This is a genomic window from Fervidobacterium nodosum Rt17-B1 (assembly GCF_000017545.1).
Classification (GTDB): Bacteria; Thermotogota; Thermotogae; order Thermotogales; family Fervidobacteriaceae; genus Fervidobacterium; species Fervidobacterium nodosum.
In genome coordinates this window covers 307,078-332,796 of the sequence record NC_009718.1, presented here as the reverse complement: position 1 = coordinate 332,796, position 25,719 = coordinate 307,078, and the positions used below count along the sequence as shown (strand labels likewise).

Below are 25,719 nucleotides of genomic sequence, written 5' to 3'. Positions count from 1 at the left end.
GAGGTGAAACAAATGAGAATAGCAATGGTATCTTATGAAGTGTACCCATTTGCAAAAGTTGGCGGTTTGGCGGATGTTGTTGGTGCTTTGCCTAAGTACTTGGAAAGACAGAATATAAACGTCGATATCTATATGCCATACCATAAAAAAGTTAAACAAAATGCTGAAAAATATGGATGGGCAATTGAAAAAATCACAGAAAAAGTAGACGCATCAATGTTGAGAACAGAAGAAAAGTTCGAAATTTATAAAACAATGTTACCCGGCACAAAAGAAGTTAACGTTTTTCTTATTAACAATGAATATTATTTCAACGCGGATGAAGTTTATGCTGGTCCAGATCTCGCAGAACAAGCTATATTTTTTTCATATAGTGTAATAGAAGCTATAAGAAAGCTGAATTTTGAATATGATATTGTCCACGTAAACGATTGGCAAACTGCTTTGATACCTGTTTATTTAAAGACTGTATTCAGAGATGATCCTTTACTATCGAAAATAGCTACTGTATTAACAATTCATAATCTTGGATACCAGGGGATATTTGAACCGGAATATTTAAGATTTGCGGGATTGCCTGATTATCTGTACAATATAGATGGTATAGAGTTTTACGGTAAAATAAACTTTTTAAAGGGTGGAATTATCTTCTCGGATATTATAAACACTGTAAGCCCAACTTACGCGAAGGAAATCCAGCAAAAAGAATATGGTGAAAAATTGGAAGGGGTTTTAAGGGCAAGGTCTTCAGACTTGTATGGAATATTAAATGGCATAGATTACGAAGAGTTTAATCCACTTACAGATAATAAGATTTACGTAAACTATGATTTAAATACCATCGAGAAAAAGAAAGAAAACAAAAAACTCCTACAAAAAGAACTTGGATTACCTGAAAGAGACGTTCCAATGTTTGGAATGATAAATAGACTTGTTGACCAAAAAGGTCTTGATATAATGGCTGAAATAATGGATTATGTTTCACTATTTGATATCCAATTTGTACTATTAGGTACAGGTGAAGAAAAATATGAAAATATGTTCAAAAAACTTGGAGAAAAGTATCCAGAAAAATATTCCATAAATCTTAAGTTTGATATTGTGCTTGCGCAAAAAATATACGCTGGCTGTGATATGTTCTTAATGCCTTCAAGATACGAGCCATGTGGATTGGGTCAAATGTACAGTCTCAGGTATGGTACCATCCCTATTGTCAGATACACTGGAGGCTTAGCTGACACTGTCAAAGAATACAATCCAGAAACAAAAGAAGGAAACGGTTTTGGATTTGAAGGATTTGATCCCGCGCACTTACTTAAAGCTATGGCAAGGGCAATTTACTTCTACAATAGTAAAGAAGATTGGAACACTTTGATAAAGAACGCAATGACAATGGATTTAAGTTGGGATAAATCGGCGAAAGAATACGTAAAACTTTATCAAAGAGCTAAATCCAAGGTACAAAGATAAAATAGATAGAAACAAAATATAAAGGGAGGATTTTTCATGCCTGAATATAGAAAAGACCCTGTTGTAAAAAGGTGGGTAATTATCTCCACGGAACGTGCAAAGCGTCCTCATGATTTTCAAGTTCAACCCGAAGAGACAAAAGTTGGGTTCTGTCCTTTTGACTATGGTAATGAACACACAACTCCGCCTGAAATCCTTGCGTTCAGGCCACCAGAGACCCAACCAAACACCCCGGGTTGGTGGGTTAGGGTAGTGTCTAACAAATTTCCAGCTGTTGACTCTGAATTACCAGTGGATAGATACGGTCACGGAATGTACGATGCGATGACAGGATTTGGCTATCATGAGGTAATAGTCGAAACACCTGACCATAATTCAACTTTCGCACTGTACGATTACAAACAAACAGAGGAAGTTATCTGGGCTTACCTAACAAGATTCAGAGCTATGGCGCAAGATGAAAGAGTTAAGTATATACTTATATTTAGAAATCACGGTAAAGATGGAGGAGCCTCACTTGCACATCCACACAGCCAGATAATTGCAACTCCAATAGTGCCAAAAACCGTCCAAGAGGAACTCGATGGTGCAAAAGATTATTATTCATACAAAGAAAGATGTGTATTTTGTGATATGATAAACCAAGAAAAAATTGAAGGTAGAAGAGTGATTGAAGAAAATGAACACTTTATAGCTTTTGAACCATACGCTGCAAGATTCCCATTTGAAACCTGGGTACTGCCAAAAAGGCATTCGCATAACTTTGGAAATATATCTGAACAAGAAGTAAAGGCATTTGCGCAGATTATGAAAGATGTTTTGCATAGGATCCATGTTGTTCTCAATAATCCACCATACAATTTTCTAATTCACACAGCTCCTGTTGGTGAAGAAGGGAAGCTCTATTATCACTGGCACGTTGAAATTATTCCAAGGCTCACAAGAGTTGCAGGGTTTGAGTGGGGTTCAGGATTTTACATAAACCCTGTTCCACCAGAAGATGCAGCGAAGTATCTTGTGGAAAATTACAAAGAGATAATGGAAAGTCAAAACAAGTGATTTTCATCTTGTAAAGTAAAAAAGGAGAGGAAGGAAGATTATGGATTTTAAGCTATCAGAAGATCAAAAGATAAGTACACTGAAGGAAAACGTGAAACATTTCATAGCAGTACTCAGCGGTAAGGGCGGTGTTGGCAAAACGACCGTATCTGTGAATTTGTCAACCGCTTTGGCAGAAAGTGGTTACAACGTTGGCATCCTTGATTTAGATATACACGGTCCAGATATAGTTAGAATGCTAGGTGGCAATGCTATACCAGGTGTCGATGAAGATGAAAGAATTGTTCCAGCCCAAATATTGCCAAATTTGAAGGCGCTTTCCATTTCAATGCTTGTTGAAGAAGGTAAGCCTATTATATGGCGTGGACCACTTAAACATTCTGCAATTAAACAATTTTTGGGTGATACAAATTGGGGACAACTTGACTTTATGATTTTCGACCTTCCACCCGGAACAGGTGATGAAGCGCTGAGCTTATTACAAACGCTTGGAAACATCGATGGAATTATCGTAGTGACAACCCCTCAAAGGGTTGCGCTTGATGATGTGAGAAGAGCTATCGCTTTTGTTCATTCAATGAATCAAAAAGTTTTAGGCATAGTAGAAAACATGTCTTACATGAAATGTAAAGACGAAATTGTATATCCATTTGGAAAAGGTGGAGCGGATAAACTTGCTGAAGAATATAACATTCCAGTTTTAGGAAGAATTCCAATGGATCCGAAGGCTCTTGAATTATTAGATGAAGGTAAACCTATAACACTTTACTATCGGGGTAGCGAAATTGAAAAATCGTTTAGGGAATTAGCTGAAAACGTTGCAAAAAATGTTGAAAAATGATAAAATTTTAAGGGTGTGAAATATTGCGAATTGAACCACCTTCAAATGACCCCAAATTGAAGAGTGCATCTATAAAGGGTAAAAAAACTAATAAAAAAGATGCTGTTAATAGAAAAGCGGAATCAAGCTTCTTTGGTATATTTGAAGAAGCTGAAGCTGAAGTGATAAGAAAAACTATCGAGGAATTAGTAAACGAAGTCGTTGAAGCTGGTAACGATTTTGTACGTTCACCAACCCAAGACAATTTAAAAAAATACAAAGAGCGCATTAAAAATATTCTAAAATACGTTGAAAAGAATCTATACAAAATCGCAGGAAAGTACGATTTTAATGTTTCCCAACCAAGGCTTCACATAATAGCGGAGCAAATTGATGAAAGATTAATGCAAATATCCTCGTTATTGATGGAAGCAGAGAAAGACACTATTAAACTTGCTCAAAAAGTTGGGGAAATAAATGGTTTGCTATTTGATATCTACAAATGATCTCTGAAAAGGAGTGAATTCGATTGAAAGAATTTTTTTTGGGAATTATTCAGGGATTAACAGAATTTTTGCCAGTCTCAAGCTCAGGTCACCTTGCTTTATTCTCAAAGATCATAAGTTTTCCATCTGACCTTGCCTTATTTGCATTTTTTCACATAGCAACCTTTTTTGCTGTATTTATACTACTTTTCAATGATATTTGGAACATCTTATACGGCCTTGTGAGATCGGATAAAAATATGTGGAATTTAGCCTTAAAAATAATTATTTCATCAATACCTGCAGGGATTGTTGGACTTTTTTTTGAATCAAAGGTAGAGGCTGCTTTTTCTTCACAAAAATTGATTGGTGTATTTTTTTTGGTAACTGCCGCAGCTTTGTGGCTTTCTGACAAATATTCTGGAAATAAAACACTGAACGACATAACATATCTAGATGCTTTAATTGTTGGTCTTTTCCAAGCAATCGCCGTTTTACCAGGTATCTCAAGAAGTGGTTTTACACTAATCGGTGCTTTATTGATAGGAATGACAAGGGTGGATGCGTTCAAATACTCGTTTTTACTCAGTCTTCCAATAACTTTAGCCGCTGGGTTGCTTGAATTGAAAAATGTAGATCTTACAACTGCTACACTATCTGGGTTTGCCGGTGCCTTTATATCTGGATTGGTTGCGCTCATACTTGTTAGATTTGTCACCATTTCTGCTCATTTGAAATACTTCTCCATATATCTTTTAATTCCTGCAATTGTAAGTTTTTTTATGAAGTGAAAATATAAAATTGTGTATTTTAAGAAATTAGCCTCGGATTATCCGAGGCTTTTTTACATCATTTTCATCGAAATAATTTTTTAGGTTTTCACATTTGATGTGGTATAATTAATTTGCAAAACGTAGTATTTTAATATTTAAGATTTAAGGAGGGGGCATATGAAAAAGATATTTACACTATCTTTCTTGCTTATTGTTATAATCGCGATACCTATTGAATTTTTCATCAATACCAAAGATGGTATCGGAATAACCGAAAATCAAAGTAATTTAGAATATACATTGGGATTCCCCTACAGTGAGATTGGTTTAAAATTTCCAATTTATAACGATGAACATTTTATGATAAGTTTTTCCGGTGGCTTCGATATTATGTCTAACAGCTTTCAATTAAATATTATGCCTTACCTTAATATCGACAGTTTTCAGATGAAGTTTCCTGTATTTCTTACTACTAAGCCTGCAACTCCAAATGAAGCTTCCGAGGTTGGAAGACTGTATTTTGGAGTTGTTCCTTCCATTTACTTAAAGGATTTGAACATAAAATTTGAAATTGGAGGGTATTACTCATCGATTTACTTCTGGTACGATCCAGCATTTAATTTAAATATTCCAACACCAAAGACCGATGAACTGTTTAGAACACAAATTGATTTTAAAATAACCTATATAAAAGAAGAATTTTCAATAGGAATTGGATATAACTTTTTGGTTAGATGGCTCTCTTACAGAAGTATGTTTATTACAAGTAATGATACACCTTACTTTGAGGCAAAATTTAAAATTATCTTTTAAAAAATATTGAAATTTGAAAGTGATGTGAGATGTAAGATTATGTCAGATATTGAAAAAAAATTAGATAATGTTTTGGCCAATTTAATAAAAATTAACTCATTTTATGCGTATATTCTCATGGGAAGTAAATTCAAAGAAGCAAATGTAAAAAACATAAAGCTTACTATTACAAGAAATGGGGATTTTTTATTTTTATACAATCCTGTGAGTGTAAAAATTAAATCTGAAATATTTTTTGAAGGGTTGATATTACACGAATTGATGCATTTCATAAATAGGCATTACTTGATAAAACCAAAAGATAAACGAGATAAAGCTATATGGAACCTTGCTCAAGATGCTGCTATTAACCAATTTATTCCGCAACTTGATGCACTTAGTGTTCCTCTAAATGTTTTGATAGAAGAAGGACATGGCGCAGATAACGACGTTATATTTGTTGGTCCACCAGCTAATATGTTGAATAGAACCGCTGAAGAGTATCATGACTACATAATAGAGGAATTTTTAAAGAAGGGAAATTACGATATAGAAGCAATTGCAGAAAAGTTGCCACAAAATCATGAGATAGAAAGTGATATACCAACTGACATGATTGTTGAACTAGTCCAGCAGAAGGTTGGCAAAGCTTTTAATCTTTTTGGAAAAGAACTTCCATCTGGTTTAAGGCAAGATATTGAAATATTTATATCTAAACCTGTTATAAATTGGGAAGTGGCAATTAGAAGATTCGCTGGACTATCACAAAAAGGAGATAAATATTCTACACCTCTGAGACCTAATAGAAGATACGATGATCAACCTGGATGGAGGTATATCTACGACCCCAAACTAACTGTAATAATTGACACAAGTGGAAGTATAATAGAAGAAGAGCTAAATGCTTTTATGTCAGAAATAGAGAGTTTAGCCCGATTGGGTGTCGAATTAAATGTTATCCAAGTAGATAAGTCAGTTACATTCGTTGGAAAATACAAGAGAGGAGAATGGAAGAATTTCGAAGTTTACGGCGGTGGTGAAACTGACTTACAACCCGCTGTAGATATAGCCCAAAAAGATTTCAGAAGTGAAGGTATAATAATATTCACAGATGGTTATGTTGACCTTCCAAAAGTCGATAGAAGAGTTCTTTTTGTACTTAGTAAAAAGCACAATCCAGAATTTTACATCGATACTAAAAAAATATACGGCAATGTCTACGTTCTAAGTTGATGTAATTTACGATTATTAAAATTTTTAAAGTTCAAAATGTCCGGAGGTATAGAAATGTTATCAATTGAAAAAAATTTAGAAGACAAAATCAATTATTTGGAATATATTAAGAATAAAATAGACTACAATCTCGTACTCGATGGCTATAAACAGTATTGCTATTCTTCGCTTGGAAAGGAGTATCTTGAAAATCTTAATCCGTACAGTATAAACCCCGCACAAGAACTCCAATATCTCTCAGAATTGTGCGATATAGTCCGCGTGATTGGTTATCCTACTTCCGATGCATTTTTAGACATCAGAAGTATACTGCGAAAAATAGAGAATGGAATAATCGCCGAGGGTTTAGAATTTCTGAGTCTTCTAAGATTCTTTGAAGGAATAAAATCACTAAAAGCGATGTTCAAGGAACAAAAGCCCTCATTATTTCAAAGTGGTATAGTAAATCTTATACTTGGATTAGGAACATATGATGAAATAATTAATTCCATAAAGAAAACTATAGATGAAAATGGCAACATAAAAGATGACGCTTCCGTGTTGTTAAAGAAGATTCGAAATGAATATGCCGAAGTAACCAAAGAATTAAGGCATAAAGCAGAAAGATTTATAACCCATCACCAAAACATTTTACAAGAAGTAACATACACGATAAGAAACGATAGGTACGTATTTCCTGTCAAAGCAAATGAACGTGGAAAAATTAAAGGTATCGTCCATGGTATGTCATCATCTGGACTAACGGTATACTTAGAACCAGAAGAATTTATACCACTGAACGATAAACTGAAAGTTCTTGCTGAAGAAGAAGGAAAAGAAATAGCAAGGATATTACGGGAAATTACCAATAAAATTTTTGACAGACTGTCAACTATAAAAGGTGACATTGAATTGTTAAAGCGTATAGATTCACTTTACGCAAGGGTAAGATACGTTATAGAAAAGAATGCTTCTATTATTATCCCAGATGGGAATTATCTCAAATTATCAAGAGCAAGGCATCCTCTTATACCAGAAGATAAGATTGTTCCAATAGACATAGAACTCCCATCTGACAAATTTGGAATCGTAATAACAGGACCCAACACAGGTGGAAAAACCGTTTCTCTAAAAACTGTAGCACTTTTCATAATTTTGGCACGTAGTGGCTTCCCCGTTCTTGCAGGCGAAAGTTCTAGGATTCCAGATTTTGATGTGTATGTAGATATAGGCGATAGCCAGAACATACTCGAAAATCTAAGTACTTTTTCAGGTCATTTGCATAATATTGTACAACTTTTAAAATTAGCTGATGAAAATTCGATAGTTCTAATCGATGAGCTTGGTTCGGGAACAGATCCATACGAAGGAAGTGCCATTGCCCTTGGCATTATCGAAGAATTAATTGAAAGAAGAATAAAATTCATAGTTACAACACATCTAACACCCATAAAGCTCTTTTCAATGTCTCACGATAAGCTTATAAGCGCTTCTATGGAATTTGATCCTGAAACACTTTCCCCAACGTACAGAATATTAATGAACATTCCTGGAGCATCACATGCTTTTGAGATAGCCAAAAAGTACGGTTTACCAGATGCAATATTGGAGCGTGCACAAAAGCATCTTGACGAAGAACATATAAAGATAGAAGAATTAATAAAAAACTTGAACAAGCATATCAGCGAACTTGAAACAAAACGAAGAGAACTCGAAAATACACTAAGAGAATACAATAGGCAAAAGAAAGACTTTGAGGAAAAATACAAGCTTTTGAAAATAAAAAGGATAGAAGAGTTTGATAAAGAACTTCGAGAAGTTTATAAAGATATTCAAAAAGCAAAAAAGGATTTGCAGATATCTCTGCAAAGTAAAAAAACAGAGAGTGAAGAATTAATAAAAAAACGTCTCAAAGAAATTGAAAACGAAGTAAAACATTTAGAAGAAATTCAGGGGAAAGTAGAAAAGGTTATCTATGAAACAAAAGTCACAGATGAGGAAAAACAAATTTCAGTAGGTGATTACGTTAGACTTATCGATGGAACTGCAATTGGAAAAGTAATTGAAATGAAATCTAGGAATTTTGTCGTTGATTTCAATGGATTGAAAATAGAAGTAAAACCTGAAAAACTCGTTAAAGTCACCTCGGGTAGCGACTCAAAAGATTTAAAAAAGCATATTGATGAAGAAAAAGAAAAAATTGTAAATGTTTCACGCATTCCAACAAAGGTTTATACTTCAAATTTAACAAAAAACGAGGTTGACGTAAGGGGATTAACTGTAGAAGAGGCACTGGAAATAATAGATGAATTTATAGACCAATTATTATTATCAGATTTTTCAATCGGTTACATTATCCATGGAAAGGGAACAGGTAAACTTGCAACTGGAATTTGGAATTATTTAAGACATGATAAAAGAGTTAAAAATTACCGTTTTGGCAGACCTGATGAAGGTGGAGTTGGAGCAACAGTTATTGAAGTTTAATATATATTTATGGAGGTGCAGTCAATGGTATTTGCATTAGATATTGGAACAAGAAAAATCGCAGGGTTACTTGTTGGTTTTGATGAAGATGAAAAAATGGTAGTCCATGATGTTATTATCAAGGAACATGAACACCGCGCAATGTTAGATGGGCAAATACACGACGTTGAAAAAGTCGCAAAAGTTGCCGCTTTCGTAAAAAGAGAACTTGAAAATAGAAATAATATCAAATTAGATAAAGTAGCTGTAGCTCTTGCTGGAAGATTCCTTAAAACTTACATTGGCGAAAGCTCTATTACTTCAGAAGAACCAATTGAAATAACAAAAGACATGCTCACAAGATTGGAATTAGATGCTGTAGCAAAAGCCACGGAAAATATTGAGCCAAATATGTATTGTGTAGGTTACTCTGTAATCCGATACGAACTCGATGGAATGTGGTTTAAAAAATTAGAAGGTTTAAAAGGTAAAGATATTTACGTTAAAGTTGTAGCCACTTACCTCCCAAGTCACGTTGTTGAAGCGATGCTTTCAGTTGTAAAGAAAGTTGGGTTAACGATTACTCACTTGACTCTTGAACCTATCGCTGCTGTAAATATAACCGTTCCAGAAGATTTGAGAATTTTGAATATAGCACTCGTTGACGTCGGTGCTGGTACGAGCGATATTGCTATATCTAAAGATGGCACGATAATTGCGTATGGGATGGTGCCTTTAGCTGGCGATGAAATAACAGAAGCCATAACAAAAAAATTTTTACTTGATTTTCAAACAGCAGAATTTGTAAAGAGAAGCTTAGAAAAGCAAGAGATAATTCGAGTTAAAAATATACTTGATAAAGAAAAGGAATTAAGGCGAGAAGAAGTGTTAGATGCAATTTCAGACGTTGTTGATAAAATTACCAAAAAAGTAGCTGAAGAAATCATAGAATTAAACGGTGACAAACCACAAGCTGTGATGATAGTTGGTGGCGGTGCGAAAGTACCGATATTCGCAACGTACTTAGCAAAAAATTTAGAGATGGATGAAGATGTAGTCTCTCTCAAAGATTCAAAAAATTTAGATTTCATAGACAAAACAGGTATCGTTCAAGGTAGCGAATTTATAACTCCTTTAGGAATTGGTTATACAGCCCTCCACAAAAAAGGTGCTGTCTTTGAATCTGTAAATGTGAATGGAGATCCGATACAACTCATTGGGTTCAAAGGCAATTACACTGTATGGGAAGTACTTGTACAGTATGGAATGGATATGAGAAAACTCTTAGGAAGACCGGGTAAATCAATAGTAATAGAAGTTAACGATGAAACTGTAGTAGTCAAAGGTCAAATGCCAATATCAGCCCAAGTGAAAATCAATGGCTTAGAAGCAACACTCAGAGATAACGTTAGGCATGGTGATTCTATAGAAGTAGGAGAAGCTATAGATGGAGAAGATGCAAAAGCAACGTTGTACGATTTTGTAAAACCAATAAGACTGAAATCTCTTGAAACAGACGAAGTACTTGAATATTTCCCAAGAGTTACTTTGAATGGTTTTAGTACCACTTCAAACGTTGAATTAAAAGATGGTGATGTTATTAAATATGAAAAGATAAAGGTTAAAGAAATAAGAGAATTTCTAAGTAGCGACCTTGTGAAAATCGAATACTCAGTTAACAATACTTATAAAGAAATTAACGCAGGTGAGGTAAAAATATTTAAAGGTGAAATTGAATTATCAGATGAAAATACAGTCCTCCCAGGTGAAGAACTTCAGTACGCATTAATTGTAAACTATCCAAAGATAAGAGAATTACCTGAAATGGAAAAAATAAGTATCGTTATAAATATAAATGGTGAACAACGCGTACTAACAAAAGATGGTGTTCTCGTATGGGTTAATGACCAACTTGTATCTCCTGAGTATGAAATCAAGGATGGAGATAAAATAAGGACACAAATACCAGAAAACCAAGGATTCATAGTTGCAGATATCCTGAGATTATTTGATATTGATTTTAGAAGAATAAAAAGTTATAAGCTATTGAAAAACGGCGAACGTACAGCTTTTACTGAACCTCTCGAAAATGGAGACGAGATAATTTTCGAGTTCGAAGAAATAAAAGAACAAGACGCTTGATAAGAAACTTAAGTGAAACAAAATAATAGCTTTTGGATGGGTAAACACATACCAAGCTATGATTATTCCTTTTACAGCTAGTGCAACAAATGTATTCCTCTTCCAGCAACATTTTAAAACTATACCAAAAGATTACGAAGATGCAGCACTAATCGACGGTGCTACGCCAATTCAATATCTATTAAAAATAGTTCTTCCACTTTCAAGACCTATCATTGGCGGTGCTGCAATAATAAATTTTACATACGCTTGGAATATGTACCTCTGGCCGATGATAGTTGCGATGAGAGACGATATGAAAACCGTCCAAGTTGCTATTAACATGATTATCAATGCAGAGTCTTCAAACAACTGGGGTGTAATAATGGCAGCAACTATGGTTGCATTGTTCCCAACTCTGCTGTTATTTTTCTTATTACAAGACCTTTTTGTAAAATCTTTGGTTGGCACCGGTTTGAAAGGCTAACAAGATATTATTAAATTAGTTTTATTTCAAATATTATGTAAATACTATCTATCCCCCATAACTTTGGGGGTTTTTTTGTTTTTCTTAATTATTTACCAGGAAAAATAAGTTTCGGCACTTTTTGTGAAACAAGTTACATTGATAAAATAAATTCAGCTTTTTCATGAAACGAGGTGAAACATTTGAAAACCGAAAAAAGTTTAAAAATAATAATTCTACTATCGCTTTTGTTTATCTTAGTAAACTTATCATCTAATGTTACACAAAAAACAAATCAAAAGGAGATGGCAAAGACAATGAATAATGTCAAGCTATGGCTTACTACTGTTGACCAAAAATTCATGTTATCCGAAGTCGATATTAATAATCCTGTTGTTTCAGATTTCCGTGAAACACTAAGGATTGCAGTTGATTCGAATAAAAAATACCAGCAAATGGATGGATTCGGAGCATCTCTCACCGATGCATCAGCATGGCTAATTTTCCATAAATTATCAGAGGAAAAACGTATAGAGGTAATGAAAAAATTGTTCGGCAGAAATGAAGGGATAGGAATTTCGTTTCTTAGGCAGCCAATGGGTGCAACTGATTACACAACTAAGCTATACAGCTATGATGATTTGCCAGAAGGTGTAAAAGAAGACCCAGAACTTAAATATTTCTCTATCAAACACGATAAGCAGTACATAATACCTCTTTTGAAACTTGCTATGAAAATAAATCCAGAGTTGAAAATAATGGCTTCTCCTTGGAGTGCACCTGGTTGGATGAAGACAACGGGAAGCATGATTGGTGGATCTCTCCTAAGACAATATTATAGCGTCTATGCGCAATATTTTGTAAAGTTCACAAAAGCATACGAAAAAGAAGGGATTCCAATTTACGCAATCACACCGCAAAATGAACCTTTATATGTTCCAAAAGAATATCCAGGAATGAAAATGACATGGGAAGAGCAAGCGGATTTCATAGGTGAATACCTTGGACCTGCGTTTGAAAAAGAAGGGATAAAGACGAAGATACTGACTTACGACCACAATTGGGATAATACCATATACGCATCGTATGTTTTGTCTCACCCAAAAGCTTCAAAATACGTTGCAGGCTCAGCGTGGCATTTTTATGGCGGGAAACACGAAGCGATGAGCCAAATAAAGGAAATGTTCCCTGATAAAGATATATGGTTTACAGAAGGTTCAGGTGGTGATTGGGTACCTGCTTTCTTTAATGCATTTATGGATCAGATGATGCATGTTATCAGAATCCCAAGAAATTGGTCTAAAACCGTTGTATGGTGGAATATAGCATTAGATGAGAAGAGAGGACCAACGATATTATCAAATAGCACTTGCAGAGGACTTATAGAGATTAATCAAGAAACGGGAGAGGTAAAGTATAATTTGGATTATTATACGTTAGGCCATATAAGTAAATTTGTTCTTCCAGGCGCTTATCGAATAGATTCATACACATATAGTAATTTAGAAACAGTGGCTTTTGAAAATCCAAATGGAACAAAAGTTCTCATAGTCTCGAACCGAACGAATACAAACAAAAAAATCATAGTCGAGGAGGGAGGGAGAGAATTCGAATATATAATTCCGGGGTACGCTGCGGTAACTTTTGTGTGGGATTGAAGTTTTCTAAAACTTCTTGCAAACTTCCAAGGGAGGGAAAGGTATGAAAAAACAAAATTTAGTGTTAATGATGTTGGTATTTTTACTTGTAACAAGTATCTTTGCAAAAGTTACACTAACGGTTGCAGTTTGGAATTGGGATGTTGAAAAGTACAAGAAGATAGCCTCTGAATTTACGAAACTTTATCCAGATATAGAAATAAATATCGTTGCAAACGAGCCAGATGTGAATAGTTTCCTTACATCGTTAGTCGCAGCAAAAAAACCACTTCCAGATGTTGTTGCACAATCTTGGGAAGCTTTACCGTATCCAGTTTCACAAGGTTGGGTTTACCCACTTGATGAATTTCTAAAAGATGACGCAGACTATAATAAGTACGTTCCATCAAGTATAAAAGAAGCTTTCAAGTACAATGGAAAGACATACGCTATCGGTGAAAGATTACACTTCCAAGGAATTGTAGTGAATTTGGATCTCATGAAAAAACTGAATCTTCCAGTTCCACCATACGGATGGTCAACAGATTTATTCAAACAATATCTAAGAAGAGCAACGACTAAGGAATATTCCGGTATAAATCACCTTTGGGATTTTGATACTGTTATGGCAGCTGTATTGAACAAAAATACAACATACTGGAGTTTTAACCCTTCAAAATGGGAATTTGACCTTGTCAATGGTGGATGGATACCAGCGATAAACTTACAAAAAGAACTGAAATCAATTCCAGGACTTGTTTCAGATGATTTAAAGAATGAAGAGCTTAGAAATAAAGGTCAACTCGATGACTATCAGAAAAAATTCGGAAAAGATGCAGACGCTTTTAGAGAATCGAAAGTTTTAACTGGTTTCCATGGAACATGGGACTGGAGTTGGGTTAGAACGTTACCGTGGAATCTCGATTATTATCCAATGCCAAGCGATCCAAAGATTGGTGTAAGACAACCTATTCAAATCAATTATGCATTTATGACATCAACGACAAAATATCCAAAAGAAGCATTTACTTTCCTAAAGTTCTTAACATATGACCCACGAGGTGTAATAACAAGACTTAAGATAGATGTAGCAAACGGCGAAGAAAACGGAAGACTCATTGATTGGTTTATTCCTGTAACGAAACATCCGGATGTTATTAAATACTTTGAAAGCCTAAAAATACCAAATGGTGTGAAATGGATGCTTTCAAATCTTGATAAAACCGTCAGAGTTGATATGTGGAAGGTAGTACCTGGTTGGGATCAGGCAACTTGGGATGTTATATTCCCTGTTAATGAAAGAATCAGAAAAGGTGAGGTACAACCACAAGCCGTTGCCGCAGAAACACAAGAAAAAGCAAATAGCATAATTAAAAACGCTTGGGCCGATTTTTCAAAGAAACTTGCAGAGGTTGAAAAGAATTTCCCAAACATCAGAAAGCAAGTTGAAGGAAAATAACGCTTTCAGTATCCTTTTTGTTTTAATTTGTTGGTTGCTGGCGTTCGCCAGCAGCCAATATTAAATTTCATAAATAGGAGGTACAGAGAGTGAAAAAAGTTCTGATTTTGTTCTTCGCTATATTTATTATTTTTATTGCTATTTCATTTATTTTATACCTTTTTGGAAGTTCCGAGTACAGCAAGTACAAAAGTTCTATAGAAAGATTTTTAATTAGTCAAAAAACTTTTGACTACGTTACTCTTTCAAAGCATAACAAGAATTTGTTTAATCAGATGAGATATGGCAAAATTATATCTAACTCGTTTAATTTTCCAGTATCTATTTCTATTAAAAATGGTGAAGAAAAAACTTTAGAATTGGATATTCCAGAGGAAGGAAATTATTACATTATCGCATCGATCAGGTCCCTTAACCCTGTAACAACTAACGGTTCTTTAGAAGTTTCAATAAATAATTCTGAAGACAATTCCAAAATTTACCAAGTTTTTCTGGATACATTCTTATACTACGATTTCTCACAAAAGTTGTACGATAGATACGGAAATGAAATTACTCCAGAACAATTTATGCCAAACCAAGAAACGCTATCGTTTTTCAAAGATGCTAAAAGAATATCAAGTAAACCTTTAATATTTAACCTAAAATATGGCAATAATACTATTAAAATAAAAAACCTCAAACAAGACATATATATATCCAATTTGTACTTTGTAAAAGTTGATAAAATTGAGAATATCCAATCTTACAGTGAGTATTTAAAATCTTTCAATAAACCTGATAATTCAGCAAATTCAATTCCAATTGCAATAGAAGCGGAAAGAATTTTTGGAAAGTCAGATTTCCTCGTATCAATTATCAACACACAAACATCGGATGTAACGCCATACGAGCCTCTCAAAAGGAAAATAAATGTAATTGACCAGAACACATATAAACAGTCTGGTCAAGAAGTTCACTGGTACGTTGATATACAAACACCAGGGCTTTACAAAATAGCCTTTAGATACCAACAATCTTTAAATCGTGGAGTACCTGTTTTTAGGAGAATATACGTTGATGGAGAAGTACCATTTAAAGAATTTGATAATTACGCTTTTGAGTACACAGGATACAAATGGGTGGATAAAGTTTTATTAGATTCCAAAGGTAATCCTTACTTTGTTTACCTTGATAAAGGTCCACACCTTATAACTCTCGAAGTAACGACCGGACTTTTTGAACAAACCATAGTTTACCTGCAAGATACTATAAAAAAACTACAAAGGATAGGACTAGACTTAAGAAAACTCGTTGGAAATAACCTTGACCCAAATAGGACCTGGGATATACAAAAGTACCTGCCAAATGTCTTGTCCGATTTACAAGAAATTTCTAAGAACTTGAGAAAAGAGTACAATAGAATCATTTCTATCGTTGGTGAAAAAGGTGTTCCATACGTTTCGGATATGATCGTTTCAGCAGAGCTTATAGATAAAATTATTGAAAAACCTGAAAGGTTACCATTCTTTATAGATGAAATCAGCGAAGGTTCGTCTTCAATAGCCCAAAGATTGTCCGAACTTTCAATGAGATTGAAAGAACAACCCATGGGTATAGATAAAATGTTTGTATTTCAAGGGGATTTAAAAAACTATATAAAGCCAGTCAACTCGTTCTTAGTCGCAGCCTATGAAGAAATATACAAATTGTGGCTTTCCTTGTTTAACAAAAATGAAGCTTACTCTGTTTACGAGAAGGTTGATCCGAGAAGTTTAAAAGTTTGGATTAATAGACCTGTTCAGTATGTTGAAACACTCCAATATTTAATAGACACAGACTTTACAAGGAAGACAGGTATAAATGTCGTTCTTTCAATTATGCCAAACGAGCAGAAGTTGATTTTAGCAAGCTCAGCAGGTAATACACCTGATGTAGCAATGAGTATAAGCAATTGGATACCATTTGAACTTGCAATTAGAAATGCTCTTTACCCTATTTCAAATTTCCCAGATTTTTATGAATTCGTTTCAAAGAACATAAATATGGAAACACTCCTTCCAATGGTTATAGATGACAAGATTTATGGCATAACCGAAACTCAAAATTTCTACGTCTTATTCTACAGAAAGGACATAATGAATATTTTAGGTATACCTATACCAGATACTTGGGATGATGTTAAGAAAATTCTTCCCGAGCTTCAAAGAAGAGGTATGAACTTCTTCATACCGATGGCTGAGCAAACGACAAAATATTTCAACACAACTGCTCCATTTTTCTTCCAAAATAACGCAAGACTTTACACAGAAGATGGTTTAAAAACAGCGATAAATGAAGAAAATTCTGTTAAAGCTTTTGAACTTATGACAGAATTATTCTCTATCTATGGTATACCAGAACAAGTTGCAAGTTTTTATAACTCGTTTAGGTATGGAAGAATTCCGATAGGTATCGGTGATTTTGGTTTGTATGTAACTCTTTCCAATGCAGCTGACGAAATTTATGGACTGTGGGCTATCGCACCTTCACCAGGGGTTAAAACACCTGATGGTAAAGTTCTGAGATACCAAGTTGCCGGTGACAGAGCAGATGTTATATTTGCAAATTCTGATAAAAAAGAAAAGGCATGGCTGTTCTTAAAATGGTGGCTTTCTAAAGAAACACAGATAAAATTTGCGAGAGCTTTAGTAAATAGATACGGTCCAACGTACCTTTGGAATACTTCAAATATTCAGGCATTTAAAGAATTAGATTTCTTTTCTGAGGAAGAAAAGAAAGTGATACTTGAGCAATGGAGATGGATAAGAGAAGTTCAAAGACATCCCGGTGGATATATGACAGAACGTGAAATAAGCAACATTTGGAATAGGGTTGTGATTGAAGGTTATCCATTACGTTCTTCCATCGACAGATCTGTCATCACAATAAACAGGGAACTCGAAAGAAAACTTACAGAGTTCGGATATATAGTCAATGGCAAACCAGTAAAAACGTATAAAATGTACACAAATATTGATGAGTTCTTAGTAAAAAACCTTGGTGAAGCAGCTAATGAATACTTAGAAAATCAAAGATTACTTTGGGGTGGTACTTATGAAAAATAATACAAAAAGACGCTCAAATCACTGGTTATTACTATCACCATATCTAACTCTCTTCACGATATTTATTGTTTTACCAGTTATTATTGCAATTTTCTTGTCTTTTACATATTTCAATGCGATAGAAAAACCGCGATGGATCGGGATACAAAATTACATTACACTAATAACACGCGATGATATCTTCATGCAAAAGGTTTTGCCAAACACTATTAAATACGCCCTTATCGTTGGAGTAGGCGGGTATATACTTTCTTTCATACTTGCTTGGTTAGTTGCTCAGTTGACAAAAGTGCCAAGGACTATATTCGCTTTGATTTTGTACTCTCCATCACTTACAGCTGGCGTAACAATGGCAGTTGTCTGGCGAGTTTTATTCAATGGTGACCAGCAAGGATATCTTAATGCTTTATTGTTGAACCTTGGAATAATAGATAAGCCTATTCAATGGCTACAATCACCTCAACATCTTATGGATATAATGATCTTGGTATCTTTGTGGAGTAGTATGGGGGTTGGATTTCTTGCAATGCTTGCAGGTATATTGAATATCGATGAACAACTCTATGAAGCTGCGTACATAGATGGAATAAAAAATAGATTACAAGAGATAATTTATGTAACTATACCTGCTATGAAACCACAGATGTTGTTCGGTGCGGTTATGTCCATAGTAAATACATTCACTTCTGCGGGCATAGGTGTCGCACTCTCGGGTTCGAACCCAACACCACAGTACGCTGGACAACTTATCGTGAATCACATTGAAGATTATGGATTCTTACGGTACGAAATGGGATACGCTGCGGCATTGTCAGTTGTATTACTACTGATAATCTGGTTTTTCTCACGTATAGCCTGGCGCTTGTTTGGCGAAAGATAATTATTTTACAGAAAGAGGTGGTGACTTAAAAATGGCAAAATTTACAACCAAAACAAATCCAAAATACTTCCATAAAAGTCAGTTAAAATTCTACTTTATATTAACCCCTATTGCGGTATTTATGATGCTTCCAATTATATTCATTTTTTCTCAAGCATTTAAACCATTAGACGAATTGTTCCTTTATCCACCAAGATTTTTTGTGAGAAAACCAACTTTAGCTAATTTTTATGACCTCTTTTCGCTTACAAGAGGCTCAACTATACCTATTAGCAGATACTTGATGAACAGTATTTTAACAGCGTTTTTCACGGTGTTGTTTACAATAATAATATCTGTTTTCGCTGGTTACGCATTATCTAAAAAGCAATTTAAAGCAAAAAGTTTAATATTCACAATCAATAATTTAGCGCTCATGTTCGTACCTATAGCTGTTATAATCCCGAGGTATTATATGGTTCAATCGCTTGGGTTGATTGACACGTTTATAATCAATATTTTATCCTTACTTGCGATGCCAATAGGTGTCTTCCTTATCAAACAATTCATGGACCAAATACCAGATGCACTTATAGATGCCGCACTTGTTGACGGGGCAAACGATTTTCAAATAATATTTAATATCATTATTCCTCTTTTAAAACCTGCTATATCAACTGTTGGAATATTAGCATTCCAAGTCGCTTGGAATAGTGCAGAAGCTTCAACTTACTATATAAATAACGAAAATTTAAGAACATTCGCCTTCTATGTGTCAAATCTCACACAAACAACAGGTAATACAATAGCTGGTCAAGGTATAGCGGCTGCTGCAGGGCTGATAATGTTTGTGCCAAATTTGCTTTTATTCATAATTATGCAATCAAGGGTTATGAACACAATGGCTTACAGTGGACTAAAGTAAGAAATCAGAAAAAATCAAATAAAGAGATTTTGCTGTCAATTAGGGGAGGAATAAATGTGAAGCGTATCAAAAATTCATTAATTGTGTTTTTTCTATTACTAAATATTCTCTTGTTTTCTGTCGACAGTACTTTCTTAACATACACGGTCGCTGGAAACAATATTTGGAAGGTAACACAGGATGCTTACATAGTAAGCGAGGTACTTTTTAGAGATTACAATTTGTACTATCCAGAAGATTTATTTATCAAAGGTTCTAAGATGTACATAGCCGATTCTGGGAATGCTAGAATTGTTGTTTACGATATGGAAACTGGAGAAGCAACTAGTATTGGTGATTTTAAACTTTGGCAACCAACTGGTGTTTTTGTAACAGATGAATACATTTATGTAGCCGATCCTGGAAGTTCTGAAGTTGTTATTTTCAATTTAAGAGGTGAAGAGGTAAAACGCATTGGCAGACCAACAAACCCTATTTTTGGAGAAACTGCAAATTACAAACCAAAAAAACTTGTCGTAAATAAAAGAGGAAATTTGTACATAGTTAGTGAAGGAACATTTGAGGGTATCATACAACTTGATAAAGATGGAGAGTTCCTTGGATACTTCGGAAGCAATTTAGTTGGTGTAACGCTTCTTGATAAATTTATAGATTTGTTTTACACAAGAGAACAGAAAGAAAAATTTCTTCATAGGATTCCTAAACCTTACACAAATATAACTATTGACGATAAGGGATTAATATACACGGTAACTCAAAAGGAGTATGGAAACGCTATTAAAAAGCATAATACTATAGGATTGAACATATTATCCGCATCAAAAGAAAGAAGAATGGTTGACGAAGATAATTTTGTAGATATAGCTGTTGACAAAGATGGAAGAATTTACGCGCTTACCGAAACGGGTCTAATATACGAATATGATTCTGAAGGAAATTTGATTTTTTCATTTGGTGGTCGAGCAATATCAACGGAGAGGTCTGGATTATTTTCCGTTGCCTCTGCTATTGAAATCGACGAAATGGGCAAGTTGTACGTTTTAGATAAAGAGAGAGGTTTAGTACATGTTATTGTCCCTACGGAATACGCCAACATACTCCATCAAGCATTAAATCTTTACGAACAGGGAAAATACATAGAGAGTAAGAGATTGTGGGAAAAAGTGATGACTTACGACGGTTATTCCAAAATAGCACACTATGGACTTGGCAAAGCATATTTCCAATCAGCTCGGTACGATAAAGCTGCACTGCATTTCAAGGAAGCTTTCGCGAGAAGAGATTACTCAGATGCTTTTTGGGAAATGAGAAATAATTTTTTGCAGAAGAATATGGGAATTATTTTGTCTTTACTTGTAATCATCATATTAATTTTTACAATTATTGATTTATTATCAAGGTATGGGAAGATTAAAATAAAGTTCCATGTAAAAAATAAGTTGCTATCGGACGTACTTTATATAAAAAATATTCTTAGGCATCCTTTGGATACTTTCTATTATTTGCAAAAGAAAAAGCATGGCTCTGTTCTTTCCGCTTCAATTATTTACTTAATGTTCCTCTTAGTTATCTTAGTAGATTATTTTGGCCGAAGTTTTATATTTAATCTCAATACAAGCGATAGAAACGTTGGATTTGTTTTACTAACATCATCGTCTATTTTATTTTTGTGGATTATATCCAACTGGCTTGTCAGCTCTATAAACGACGGCAAAGGAACGTTGAGAGATATATACGTTTTTACTGCATATTCTTTTGCACCGTATATATTATTCCAACCATTAGTAATATTGAGTACATATGTGCTTACATATAACGAAAAGTTTTTAATCGATTTTGCATCGATGTTTTTAATCTCATGGAGTGCTGTGATGTTATTTACCGGAGTAAAAGAAACACACGACTATGATATTAAGAACACGGTGAAAAGTATTTTATTTACATTAGGTTGGGTTTTCGTGATAATACTCGTTTATTCTATCGTTTACATGCTTTGGGATCAACTAGTAGAAACCGCATTTAGCATTGTCCAGGAGGTGTTGTACCGTGTTAGGAATATCCGATAAAATTAAAACTTTAATTTTAATATTGATGATCTTACCTGTAATATTTTTACCACAGACAGTTGGCAATGAATTTTTGTCAAATAGATTCACAAGACCTGATAAACCTGTTGCAGTTGCTTCTAAATTCACAACCGAAGGTTACACAAAAATAGCTGAGAATAACATATTAGAATTATGGATAAATATTTCCACTTCATCAGTAAGAATTGTAGATAAAAGAAATGGATACGTATGGGGAGATGTATTAGAAGACTCAGAGGCATTCAATGAGATGAACGATGTTTGGAAATTTATAGCCAAATCACTTGTTATGATTGAATACTTCGACGAACGTGGTATATCGAACGTTATGGGAAGTGCAGACGGGCAAGTAGATAAGAGATTTTCAAAAATACAAAACGGATTTACTTATACATTCTATTTCAAACCAATTGGTATATCACTCGATGTTACTGTCGAACTCAAAGATGAGAAAGTTGTATTTTCTTTAAAGAAATCATCAATTAAAGAGAAAGGAAGTTTTACCCTTGCTTCTGTAATGTTCGCACCATTTATTGGAAGCGTTGTATCAAACGAAATAGAAGGTTATATCTTTGTTCCAGATGGACCGGGTGCGTTAATTAGGTTTTCAAAACCAGCGCACTATTTAAACTGGTTTGAAAAAAGAACATACGGTAAGGACTATGGTATCGAGAATCTTACTTCTGTTAACGACCTTCGTTCAAGAAGACCTAACGATTTTTTGAGAGAAGAGCCAAATGTACTTACACCAGTATTTGGAATTTCTCACGGTACCAAGAACAATGCCATTTTCGGTGTTGTTACTTCTGGAAAAGAGTACTCTGCGATAGTTGCATACCCCAGCGGAATACTCAGCAATTACAATTGGGCAACGGCAAAGTTCATATACAGGCAAAAATACCTTCAACCAACGAGTAGAAGTGGAGCTGGGATACAAGTTGCACAAAATAAGATGAACAATTTTGATGCAAGATTGGAACTTAATTTCCTTGTAGGTTACGATGCTGATTACGTGGGAATGGCAAAGTTTTACAGAGAAAAATACTTATCAAATCTTTTAAGAAAAACTACAAAGACAGGCAATGTTCCAATCGCTATTACTATTATAGCTTCTGATATTGAAAAAAAAGTTATCGGTTATGGCACAATTCCTATTACAACAGCTGAAGATATGAAAAATATAGTAAGTGATTTTAATAAAATGGGAATTAAGAATGTTAAAGTACTTATCGACGGTTGGCAAAGTGGTGGAGTGCATGGAAGTAAGATAAGTAAAGTGTCGTTTGAAGAAAAAATAGGTGGTGAAAGACAATTACTTGATTTTCTAAATTACGCAAAAAAATTAGGTTACGAAGTATACTTTGTCGACAATGTGACAAAAGTGAGTGAAAAACAGATAAATTTAAAGAAAGAAGTAGGCATAAACCTTTCCCAATCTGTTATTTACGAAGAGCGGGATAATAAAGATCTATGGCTTTACAGGTCATATTACACAAACGTAAAACTTGCAAGTGAATATTTAGAAAAGAAATCTTCAATTCTTACATCAAAAGGCATCACAAACATAGCGATAAAGGAATACGCGAATAAACTTTACGGCGATTTGAGATACGGTTCAGAGTTTGAAAGATGGCAAGCATTAAACCTTGTTAAAAAAACGCTCGAAAATATTTCATCTAGAATGAATAGTTTATATTTATATACACCAAACGATTACACATGGAAATTTGCAGATGGTTTTCTTGAAACTCCTATGAACAACAGTCAGTACTTATTTGAGACTGATACTGTTCCTTTCCTGCAAATAGTTTTGAGCGGTTCGATTGACTACTATACACCGTATATAAACAACAGCTTCTTTTCAAGAGAAGATATCCTTAAATCAATTGAATATGGTGCATTACCTTCATTCATATTAACATGGGTGGATAATTACAAGATAAAGAAAACACCACTTTGGGATTATCCTTCAACAAAATTTGCCGACTGGAAAGAGAAGATATTAGAAGTGTACAACGAGATAAACGATGCTCTAAAAAATGTACGTGGTTACAAGATAGTTGACAGAATTGTTCTTGAACCTGGAGTGGTACTAGTTGTTTATGAAAATAAAAAAGCCATTCTTGTAAATTACACAAACGATATTTACAAATTTGATAAAAAGCTTGTTAATCCACGTTCGTGGATTTGTTTCAAATACAATTCAGCAAATCTGGTAAGTGGAGTTGATAGAAAATGAGAATGACAAGAAAGACGAGGAAAGCTATAAGTGGATATATATACATTTCACCATGGATCGCTGGTTTTCTTATATTCACAGCTTATCCATTCTTCTATTCACTTTATTTAAGCTTTTTCAATGTTAATTTCACCGTTGAAGGAATAAAAGCAACATTCGTTGGTTTGAAATATTACATATACGCATTTAGAACAGATCCGGCTTTTCCAATTAATTTCTGGAATACTATCTTGAGCATAGTACTTTCAACACCTCTGATTTTAGTATTCTCTCTCATAATAGCTATACTTTTGAACAATAAACTTAGGGCTCGTGCATTCTTTAGATTGCTTTACTTCCTGCCAGTGGTTATTATTAGCGGTCCTGTTATTTCTGAACTTGTTGCAAACAACGCAGCACAGATAGTTGATCCAAGAAGATACTTTATATACAAATTTTTTATGGTTATGCCTAATACTATTAGTTATCCATTCATATATATGTTTAATAACTTAGTGCTGATACTTTGGTTTTCAGGTGTGCAAATTCTATTCTTCTTGGCTGGGCTTCAAAAAATAAGTAGTAGTGTATATGAAGCCGCAAAAATAGATGGTGCAAATAGCTGGATTATATTCTGGAAAATCACTTTACCACTGATAAGGCCATTTTTACTCATCAATGCAATATACACAATCGTTGATTTGGCATCATTTGCGAATAACCCAGTTAATACAAGTATTACTCAAAGGATGTTTGATATTGATAAACCATATTCGTACTCGTCGGCACTCTCTTGGATTTACTTTGCAGCGGTTATGATAATAATTGGAATCGCATTTTTACTGTTCAGAGAAAGGGGGTACAAAAAATGAAAAAAATACATTTTTCATACTATAAGCATTTAAAAGACCCTGCTACAAAATTCATCATATACTTTATATTAATCGGCGTTGGATACGCATATTTGTATCCTCTCCTTTATATGATAACAACATCGTTCATGAGTGTTGAAGATCTTGTTAACCCAACGGTGAATTGGATTCCAACTAAGCTAACATTAGAAAATTTTTCCAAAGCATGGAAAGTTCTTGATGCCACAAAATCATTGTTAAACAGTGTTTACATGTCTTCTATCCCTGCTTTGTTTCAAACGTTGGTAACAGCGTTAATCGCTTACGGACTTTCAAGGTTTGAATTCCCTCTGAAACGATTTTGGATATTTTTAATGTTGGCGACTTTCTTGATACCATCACAGGTTACTTTAGTTACTAAGTATATGCTTTTCAGTAGATTGAATCTTACCGGAAAACCTTTTGTTAGTTTTCTCCCTGCTTTAACTGGACAAGGAATTAGAAGTGCAATTTTTATACTTTTGTATTACAACTTTTTCAACATGCTTCCCAAAACTTTTGATGAAGCTGCCGAATTAGATGGTGCGAATTCCTTCCAAATATTCTATAAGATAGTTTTTCCGCTTTCAATTCCAGCGATAGTAACGACTTTCATATTCTCGCTTGTGTGGTATTGGAACGAAACGCTATTGACGGGCTTACTACTTGGTAATAATATAAAAACTATACCAATAGCGTTGAGAGATTTTGTGGCAAGGTATGCTGTTATGTTTCCAACTGCTGATGGGAGCGCCGCAAATAGAATTAACGAGGGCATAAGAATGTCAGCAACACTTATTACTATACTTCCACTTTTGATTACGTATCTCATATTGCAGCGTCAGTTTGTTGAAAGTCTTGAAAGAACGGGAATAACGGGTGAATAATTTATAG

Annotated in this window: 19 protein-coding genes; all 19 read left to right on the top strand. The window is 34.4% G+C overall.

The window, feature by feature from the left end; genetic code table 11:
* Positions 1-12 precede the first annotated feature (12 nt).
* Positions 13-1,470 carry a glycogen synthase gene (locus FNOD_RS01570; protein ID WP_011993493.1) on the top strand — a complete coding sequence of 486 codons (1,458 nt, stop codon included), beginning with the start codon at positions 13-15 and terminating at the stop codon, positions 1,468-1,470.
* Positions 1,471-1,506: 36 nt separating this feature from the next.
* Positions 1,507-2,529, top strand: coding sequence for a galactose-1-phosphate uridylyltransferase (galT, locus tag FNOD_RS01565; RefSeq protein ID WP_011993492.1), 1,023 nt, complete (start codon positions 1,507-1,509; stop codon positions 2,527-2,529).
* A 40-nt stretch (positions 2,530-2,569) separates the two neighbouring features.
* Positions 2,570-3,370: an Mrp/NBP35 family ATP-binding protein gene (locus FNOD_RS01560; RefSeq protein ID WP_011993491.1), complete on the top strand. Its 801-nt coding sequence runs from the start codon at positions 2,570-2,572 to the stop codon at positions 3,368-3,370.
* Between the two features lie 23 nt (positions 3,371-3,393).
* Complete coding sequence (locus tag FNOD_RS01555; RefSeq protein WP_011993490.1) at positions 3,394-3,855, top strand: YaaR family protein; 462 nt, start codon at positions 3,394-3,396, stop codon at positions 3,853-3,855.
* Positions 3,856-3,878: 23 nt separating this feature from the next.
* Positions 3,879-4,625, top strand: coding sequence for an undecaprenyl-diphosphate phosphatase (locus tag FNOD_RS01550; protein ID WP_011993489.1), 747 nt, complete (start codon positions 3,879-3,881; stop codon positions 4,623-4,625).
* Between the two features lie 159 nt (positions 4,626-4,784).
* Positions 4,785-5,420 (top strand): hypothetical protein, encoded by a 636-nt coding sequence (locus FNOD_RS01545; protein ID WP_011993488.1) that lies wholly within the window; start codon positions 4,785-4,787, stop codon positions 5,418-5,420.
* Positions 5,421-5,459: 39 nt separating this feature from the next.
* Positions 5,460-6,632, top strand: coding sequence for a vWA domain-containing protein (locus tag FNOD_RS01540; protein ID WP_011993487.1), 1,173 nt, complete (start codon positions 5,460-5,462; stop codon positions 6,630-6,632).
* A gap of 54 nt (positions 6,633-6,686) precedes the next feature.
* Positions 6,687-9,098 (top strand): endonuclease MutS2, encoded by a 2,412-nt coding sequence (locus FNOD_RS01535; RefSeq protein ID WP_011993486.1) that lies wholly within the window; start codon positions 6,687-6,689, stop codon positions 9,096-9,098.
* Between the two features lie 24 nt (positions 9,099-9,122).
* Positions 9,123-11,219: a cell division FtsA domain-containing protein gene (locus FNOD_RS01530; protein WP_011993485.1), complete on the top strand. Its 2,097-nt coding sequence runs from the start codon at positions 9,123-9,125 to the stop codon at positions 11,217-11,219.
* Positions 11,220-11,241: 22 nt separating this feature from the next.
* Positions 11,242-11,685, top strand: a complete 444-nt coding sequence (locus FNOD_RS01525) for a carbohydrate ABC transporter permease (RefSeq protein WP_337998408.1) — start codon at positions 11,242-11,244, stop codon at positions 11,683-11,685.
* Positions 11,686-11,867: 182 nt separating this feature from the next.
* A complete protein-coding gene (locus FNOD_RS01520; RefSeq protein ID WP_011993484.1) occupies positions 11,868-13,322 on the top strand; it encodes a glycoside hydrolase family 30 protein in 1,455 nt (484 codons plus the stop codon).
* 43 nt (positions 13,323-13,365) lie between these two features.
* Positions 13,366-14,760 (top strand): ABC transporter substrate-binding protein, encoded by a 1,395-nt coding sequence (locus tag FNOD_RS01515; RefSeq protein WP_011993483.1) that lies wholly within the window; start codon positions 13,366-13,368, stop codon positions 14,758-14,760.
* Between the two features lie 89 nt (positions 14,761-14,849).
* Entirely contained in the window at positions 14,850-17,846 is a 2,997-nt protein-coding gene (locus FNOD_RS01510) for an extracellular solute-binding protein (RefSeq protein WP_011993482.1), read from the top strand.
* Positions 17,836-18,726: a carbohydrate ABC transporter permease gene (locus tag FNOD_RS01505; RefSeq protein ID WP_011993481.1), complete on the top strand. Its 891-nt coding sequence runs from the start codon at positions 17,836-17,838 to the stop codon at positions 18,724-18,726. Before FNOD_RS01510 ends, FNOD_RS01505 begins: the two co-directional genes overlap by 11 nt.
* 31 nt (positions 18,727-18,757) lie before the next feature.
* Positions 18,758-19,630 carry a carbohydrate ABC transporter permease gene (locus tag FNOD_RS01500; protein ID WP_011993480.1) on the top strand — a complete coding sequence of 291 codons (873 nt, stop codon included), beginning with the start codon at positions 18,758-18,760 and terminating at the stop codon, positions 19,628-19,630.
* A 56-nt stretch (positions 19,631-19,686) separates the two neighbouring features.
* Positions 19,687-21,696, top strand: coding sequence for a YIP1 family protein (locus tag FNOD_RS01495; RefSeq protein ID WP_011993479.1), 2,010 nt, complete (start codon positions 19,687-19,689; stop codon positions 21,694-21,696).
* Positions 21,677-23,956 (top strand): DUF5696 domain-containing protein, encoded by a 2,280-nt coding sequence (locus FNOD_RS01490; RefSeq protein ID WP_011993478.1) that lies wholly within the window; start codon positions 21,677-21,679, stop codon positions 23,954-23,956. The genes FNOD_RS01495 and FNOD_RS01490 overlap by 20 nt, the downstream gene beginning before the upstream one ends.
* A complete protein-coding gene (locus tag FNOD_RS01485) occupies positions 23,953-24,807 on the top strand; it encodes a carbohydrate ABC transporter permease (RefSeq protein WP_011993477.1) in 855 nt (284 codons plus the stop codon). Before FNOD_RS01490 ends, FNOD_RS01485 begins: the two co-directional genes overlap by 4 nt.
* Positions 24,804-25,712 (top strand): carbohydrate ABC transporter permease, encoded by a 909-nt coding sequence (locus FNOD_RS01480; RefSeq protein WP_011993476.1) that lies wholly within the window; start codon positions 24,804-24,806, stop codon positions 25,710-25,712. The genes FNOD_RS01485 and FNOD_RS01480 overlap by 4 nt, the downstream gene beginning before the upstream one ends.
* Positions 25,713-25,719 lie beyond the last annotated feature (7 nt).